The sequence below is a fragment of the Lentibacillus sp. genome, assembly GCF_035301675.1.
GTDB lineage: Bacteria > Bacillota > Bacilli > Bacillales > Amphibacillaceae > Lentibacillus.
The window spans coordinates 24,930-31,143 of the sequence record NZ_DATGTT010000091.1 but is presented as its reverse complement, the minus strand read 5'-3'; the positions used below and the strand labels follow the sequence as shown (position 1 = coordinate 31,143).

The window sequence follows — 6,214 nt, the reverse complement described above, 5'->3', positions numbered from 1 at the left end:
GGTTATATAACGCCATGCTTTCTTCATCGCCGGTGCGCAATCTATCAAAGAAATCTTTTAATTCCATTTTAACCCCAAACCTATCAAATATCATCTCCTGAAGCGCAGAGCTTGAAGCGTATTGTTCCAGACAGCCGTTATCACCGCACGTGCATGCCTTTCCGCCGGGGTATAAATTGATGTGGCCGATTTCGCCTGCCGAAAAACGCGATCCGGTATATAATTTGCCATCTGTAAACAGGGCTCCGCCAATACCGGTGCCGATTGTGATGCAGAGAAAATTGTCTGCGCCGATTGCCACACCTTTCCAATGTTCTCCCAACGCCGTACAGTTCACATCATTTTCCGCTGATACGTTTAACCCGGTAGCATCCTGTATTGTTTTTTTAATCTGGACGCCTGTGTATCCAGGGATATTGTAGGTAGCATGAACAACCGCGCCCGCTTTGTTGTCAATCTGCCCCGCGGAACTGATGGCGATCCCTTCTATATCCCATTCATGCTGCAGTTCCCTGCTCTTGGCAATGACGTTTTGAATGATCGCCTCTCCGCCAAGATGCGCCTCTGAAGCAACGGAATCATCCAATAAAATGGTCCCTTTTTCATCAACTATACCATATTTTACAGACGTTCCACCGATATCAAAAACAGCAATTAACATAACGTGTCTCCTTTGCTATAAAAAGAGAAAAACCAAGACCTCAGGTTTTTCCCTTTAATATCAATTATCAAGACTTTTTCATTTATTTAAAAAGTTATATGATGTTGTTTCATTCCTTTTAGAAATAAATAACCGCTTGTCATATGATGAATCCTCTATTGGATAATCCTCCCTGTAATGAGCTCCCCGGCTTTCCTTCCTTTCCTGCATTGATCGAAGCAGAATCCGGGACATCTTTATAAAATTCCTTCCCTTGATTGCGAGTTTTCTTGATTGTTTGTGTTCAAGAAGCTCCGCAAACATGAATCCTGATTCAAGGTCGTTTATTTGATCCAATGCTTCTGCCAGCCGTTCTCCTGAGCGGACGACATTCCCATGATACCACATAATTTCTTTAATCTGATCAATCATCTTATTTGCGGTAACATTATTTTCTGCTGCTGATCCTGAATTAATAGATTTAGCCAATTGTTCTAAGTGTGCCTGTCCATCTGCTTCACTTAATTTATAAACATCAGCCGATTGCAAATACTGGTCACAATCAAGAGCTGATCTTTTCCCAAATACCATACAAGCACCAGTGGAATTACCGCCAAGACGATTAGCACCTTCTATGTTGGAAGAAAGCTCTCCGATGGCATAAAGTCCGGCAATACCTGTCCTTCCATTTTCATCAATAAACACACCACCATTGCTGGCATGAGCAAACGGAGCAATCTTTACTTCCTGTTCTGTTAAATGAACATTTTTGTCTTTTAGCCAATCCAGATAAACCCTATAAAATTCTTCCTCATTATCATAAAGTTCATCTTCGTACAGCAAGGTAAATCCATTTTCGTTCTTTGTTTTGATAATGTTTTCCATCATGGCAATATCAAAATACTTGGATTCAAGTGAATGTGTAAAGGGGCCATGTGTACTTCTGATTTCCAGACATTCTTTTTTTGAAATGTTTTCCGGAAGATAAGGTGAAAGTAAACTTTCCCCATGGTTATCAATTATATCCCGACAATACATCAACGTATGCTCGCCAAAAAGTGTTTTATATCGTGGTGACGTGATACCGGGAATAAATTGGATAAACTCCATATTAACTAAATTTGCGCCAGCTTCAAGTGCTAGCATATGCCCGGAACCATCCACATCAGCAGGATTCAGGTTATGCTTATAGATACTGCCGAAACCGCCTGATGCCAATATTACTGCCTGGCATTCCACAAGCACAAATTCATTGTTGTTATCCAGGAGAATTGCCCCTGCGATTTGATTCTCTTTTTTTATTAAGGTAACAACAACCGTTTTCTGCATCACATCTAAATTGTCGTATTGATTAAATATTTCCTTAACATTTTCCCTAATCTGATCCCAGTCACTCAATAGATAAATATCCCGGGAATGATTGGCAAAGCAGGCTTTCCTCTCTCCTTGCAGCTTTTTCGCCTGAACGCCTATATCTTTGTATTCCTTCACCTGTTCAGGAATATCGTTCACATAGACTTCAGCAAGATCCTGGCTATGCATTCCACGGCTCAGGTCTTCTATATCTTCTAAGAAAACATGTTTGTCATCTTCATTCTTCGTTACCTGCGTACCCAAAGAAGCCTTTAAGGGATAGAAGCTGGAGCCAGAAGCCAGCTTCGTCTTCGTTACCATTAAAACATCACGATTCATGCTTGCTAATTCTTTCGTTGCTTTAATCCCCGAAAGACCGCTTCCAACTACCAGGACTTCAGTTGTGATTCTTCTGCTGATTTCCAACACAATCCCACCTAATCAACCTTATTGCGCGTAATAATCGTCTTGAGCGTGATTTAATTTTCGATCATAGAAAGTCAATTCACGGCTCTCGTCTTCTGCTTTGCTTTTGCCGCTAAACAACAGACTGAATACATAACCGAATACGAGTGAGTTCACCAAATTGATGATGGAGTATGCCCACAGTGAAATGTCTGTGAAATAGGACACGTAAATAGCGATAATCGATGTGACCAGAAATCCTAGGAGCGCTCCATTGGAATTGGCTTTTCGCGTCATTACGCCAAGTGTAAATGTACCTCCGACAATACCGAGAACAAGTCCCATCAACCCATTGAACCATTCATAAGCGGAGCTGATTTCGGAATAAGCAAGGACGACCGCAAAGATAATCGAGAATATACCGACGACAAGTGATACAAATTTTGCAATCCGCGTACTACTTTCATCACTTAAATCGGGTTTTATGATTTTTTGAATATCAAGCGTCCAGCTTGTTGCCACACTGTTTAGTCCTGTTGACAGTGTTGATTGACCTGCTGCAAACAATCCGGCAATCAATAAACCGGATATTCCAGCAGGAAGCTCGCTTACAATAAAGTTCGCAAAAATCAAGTCGGAATTCCCGCTTGGGATATCACTGCCCATTTGCTGAGTGTAGAAAACGTACAGAGCTGTTCCAATAAAGAAGAACAACGTTGCCGTACCGAGTGAGAGCACCCCGTTTCCAATCGTCATTTTATTCATCTGTTTCAAGTCGGTCGTGGTCAAATACCGTTGCACCATATCCTGACTTGAGATATACGAAAACGCAGTCGACAACCCGGCACCTAAAAAGATAATGAACAGACTGTCATTCACAAGGTTTGGATCAAAAAATACTTCTTCACTGAAAAATTTATTATTCTCAAGACCTGTGTTGAATATCTCAGGCACACCGCCTTCAATTGAAAAGATGAGAACGATGAGTGCGAATATACCGCCGCCGATCAATACAACACCCTGAATAAAATCAGTCCAAAGTACGGATTTGATACCACCGACGGATGAATAAATCGTTGCGATGACACCCATAAACAGAATGATGAGTACGGCATTGATTCCCGTCACCGCCGACAGGGCGATTGAAGGCAAATACATAATAATGGACATTCTACCGATTTGATAAACGATAAACAGGACACTCGCCAAGAGCCGCATCTTTTTATCGAACCGCCGCTCCAAATACTCATATGCCGTGTCCAGATTCAAATTCCGGTAAACCGGCAGGAAAAAGATAATGGCTACGGGAACTGAAATGAACAGTCCTAATTGAGCCACCCATAATTGCCATGAATCCGAATAGGAATTTCCGGCAAGTGATAAGAACGAGATCGGGCTTAACAGCGTTGCAAACAAACTGACGGATGTCACCCACCATGGGATTTTCCCGTCACCCTTAAAAAATTCTTTGCCTTTCATACCCTTCTTGGCAACGGCCATGCCAATATAGAGTATAAACAATAAATAGCCAATCAGGATAATATAATCAATAATCGCAAAATTACCTGTCATACAATTCTCCCTCCCATTTAGTGACCTTAGCAACCTATCTAAGTTGCACTCTTAAGCGTTTTCAATGTTTGAATAAAAGATAACATCATGAAAGTTTATTGTCAATCAAATTTAAATATTGACTTATAAAAATCATTTTATCAAAAAGTGAGACATCTTTCAGTGAGACACTTTTCCCACTAAATATACGCTGAAGATTTATACAGGCAGCTCACCAACGATTATTCAAATGGGCTGTGCTGCCTGTTGAGAGCGGGATAAAAATCACAAGTGCTTTACAGCAATCTCTTTAGCCCTTGTTACTCCCTCTTGGTCAAGTGATTTCATCGGCTTGCGACAAACACCCGCATCAACGCCTTTATACTTCAAAATCTCCTTGATTGTTGGATACAGGCCATTGTCTAAAATGTCAGCAATCAGGTCATTTGTTACTTTTTGCACTTCACGTGCTTCGTCAATCTGGCCTTTCTGTGCAAGTTCAAAAATTCGCCTGGCTCGCTGGCCGTTTACATTAAATGTGCTGCCAATCGCTCCATCGACATTTAACACACTCGCAGACAATAGCATCTCGTCAAATCCTGAGAAAATTAACTTATCCGGATACGCATGTCTGATGCGCTCCAATAAGAAGAAATCGGGTGCGGTGAATTTCACACCAATTACCTTTTCATTTTCAAACAGCTCACCAAACTGCTCCAGGTTCATATTAACGCCTGTCAAAGCTGGAATGGAGTAAATGATCAAGTCGTTATCAACACTATCAATAATCGTATTGTAGTAATCTTTTATTTCGTCAAAGTCAAACTTGTAGTAAAACGGTGTCACGGCAGAAATGGCATTGTAGCCCAGTTCCGTTGCATATTTTGCCAGTTCCACAGCCTCATCCAGATTCAGGGCTCCCACTTGTGCGATAAGCTTCACATTATCGCCTGCTTCATTTTTAACGACATCAAAAATCTGTTTCTTCTGGTCTTTGGAAATGAGGAAGTTTTCGCCCGTGCTGCCGTTCACATACAGACCATCGACCTGCTGGACATCAATATTGTACCGCACAATCTCCCGCAAACCTCTTTCATTCACATTGCCTTTCTCATCAAACGAACACATTAGTGCTGTATATAAACCTTTCATTCTATCACCCTTCTCTCTGTTGAATTGTCGTCAAAATCCAGTACAGCCTGATTAAATTTCTCCGTGATAATCTGCGGACGTGTGATGGCACTGCCAACGACGACGGCATGAGCACCGAGTTGCAGCGCCTTTTTCACTTTTTCCGGCGAATCGAAATTACCTTCTGCAATCACCGGAACCGATAAATGCTCGATAAGTTCGGTTACCAAATTCATAGGCACTGTATCTTTTGAATAGGTCGTATATCCCGCCAGCGTCGGAGCTACGATATCAACACCCGCTTTTTCAGCATGAATCCCCTCCTCCAATGTGGAAATATCCGCCATAAACAGTTGGTCCGGATACTTTGCCTTGATTTCAGAAAAGAACTGCTTGAGGCTTTTGCCATCGGGTCTGTCCCGTCCAGTGGCATCGAACGCTATGATGTCCAAACCTTCCCGATAAAGTTCATCAATTTCATGAACAGTCGGTGTAATGAAAACGCCGCTGTTGGCAAAATCCTTTTTTATGATGCCAATGATTGGCAGATCCACTTCTTTTTTGATCGCCTGGATGTCCTGTACGGTATTGGCCCGAATCCCGGATGCACCACCCTGTTTCGCGGCCAAAGCCATTTTCGACATAATATAAGGACTGTGAAGCGGCTCATCCTCGAGCGCCTGACATGACACAATCAATTTCTGCCTGAGTTTTTCCAGTATGTTCATTAATAATCCCCTTACTGATTCCTGTAGCTTTTGTAAAACGATTTCATTGATTGTAATATATCAATATGAAAGTTAGTTGTCAATATTATATATAATATTGATTATAATTAATCAATACATCTGATACCTTTCACCTGCTTTGGGGTAAAAAAAGCTTCGATCCTCATTCCAAGGATCAAAGCTTTTTTATTAGAGCTATTGGTTGTCAATTTAATAGGCAATTAGAGTGTTTTTCCATTATTTCTTGCAAAGTGTAACAATTACCGACAAAATTATTGCCCGGGAAATAACGACTTTCTACAATTCGACATCTGTTTTCCATTTTATATAACCAGGACGGACATCCACATTACACTGCCGCCGATATTTTCGCCATACAATTTATGAAGTGTGAGCTCCTCCGGCT

Annotated in this window: 5 protein-coding genes; all 5 read right to left on the bottom strand. The window is 41.4% G+C overall.

The features are described from left to right. On the bottom strand, positions 1-661 hold a 661-nt coding region (locus tag VK097_RS13635), incomplete at its 3' end, for an ROK family protein (protein WP_324212347.1). Positions 662-739: 78 nt separating this feature from the next. Then, a complete protein-coding gene (locus VK097_RS13630; RefSeq protein WP_324212346.1) occupies positions 740-2,422 on the bottom strand; it encodes an FAD-binding protein in 1,683 nt (560 codons plus the stop codon). Between the two features lie 18 nt (positions 2,423-2,440). Further along, positions 2,441-3,970 carry a sodium:solute symporter family protein gene (locus VK097_RS13625; protein ID WP_324212345.1) on the bottom strand — a complete coding sequence of 510 codons (1,530 nt, stop codon included), beginning with the start codon at positions 3,968-3,970 and terminating at the stop codon, positions 2,441-2,443. Between the two features lie 264 nt (positions 3,971-4,234). Then, positions 4,235-5,101, bottom strand: coding sequence for an N-acetylneuraminate lyase (locus VK097_RS13620; protein ID WP_324212344.1), 867 nt, complete (start codon positions 5,099-5,101; stop codon positions 4,235-4,237). Beyond that, positions 5,098-5,808, bottom strand: a complete 711-nt coding sequence (locus tag VK097_RS13615) for an N-acetylmannosamine-6-phosphate 2-epimerase (RefSeq protein WP_324212343.1) — start codon at positions 5,806-5,808, stop codon at positions 5,098-5,100. Before VK097_RS13615 ends, VK097_RS13620 begins: the two co-directional genes overlap by 4 nt. Between the last annotated feature and the right edge of the window lie 406 nt (positions 5,809-6,214).

Bases quoted from the DNA above. Each gene is read 5' to 3' on its own strand.
- VK097_RS13625 (WP_324212345.1), bottom strand. From the start codon at position 3,970: ATGACAGGTAATTTTGCGATTATTGATTATATTATCCTGATTGGCTAT.
- VK097_RS13620 (WP_324212344.1), bottom strand. From the start codon at position 5,101: ATGAAAGGTTTATATACAGCACTAATGTGTTCGTTTGATGAGAAAGGC.
- VK097_RS13615 (WP_324212343.1), bottom strand. From the start codon at position 5,808: ATGAACATACTGGAAAAACTCAGGCAGAAATTGATTGTGTCATGTCAG.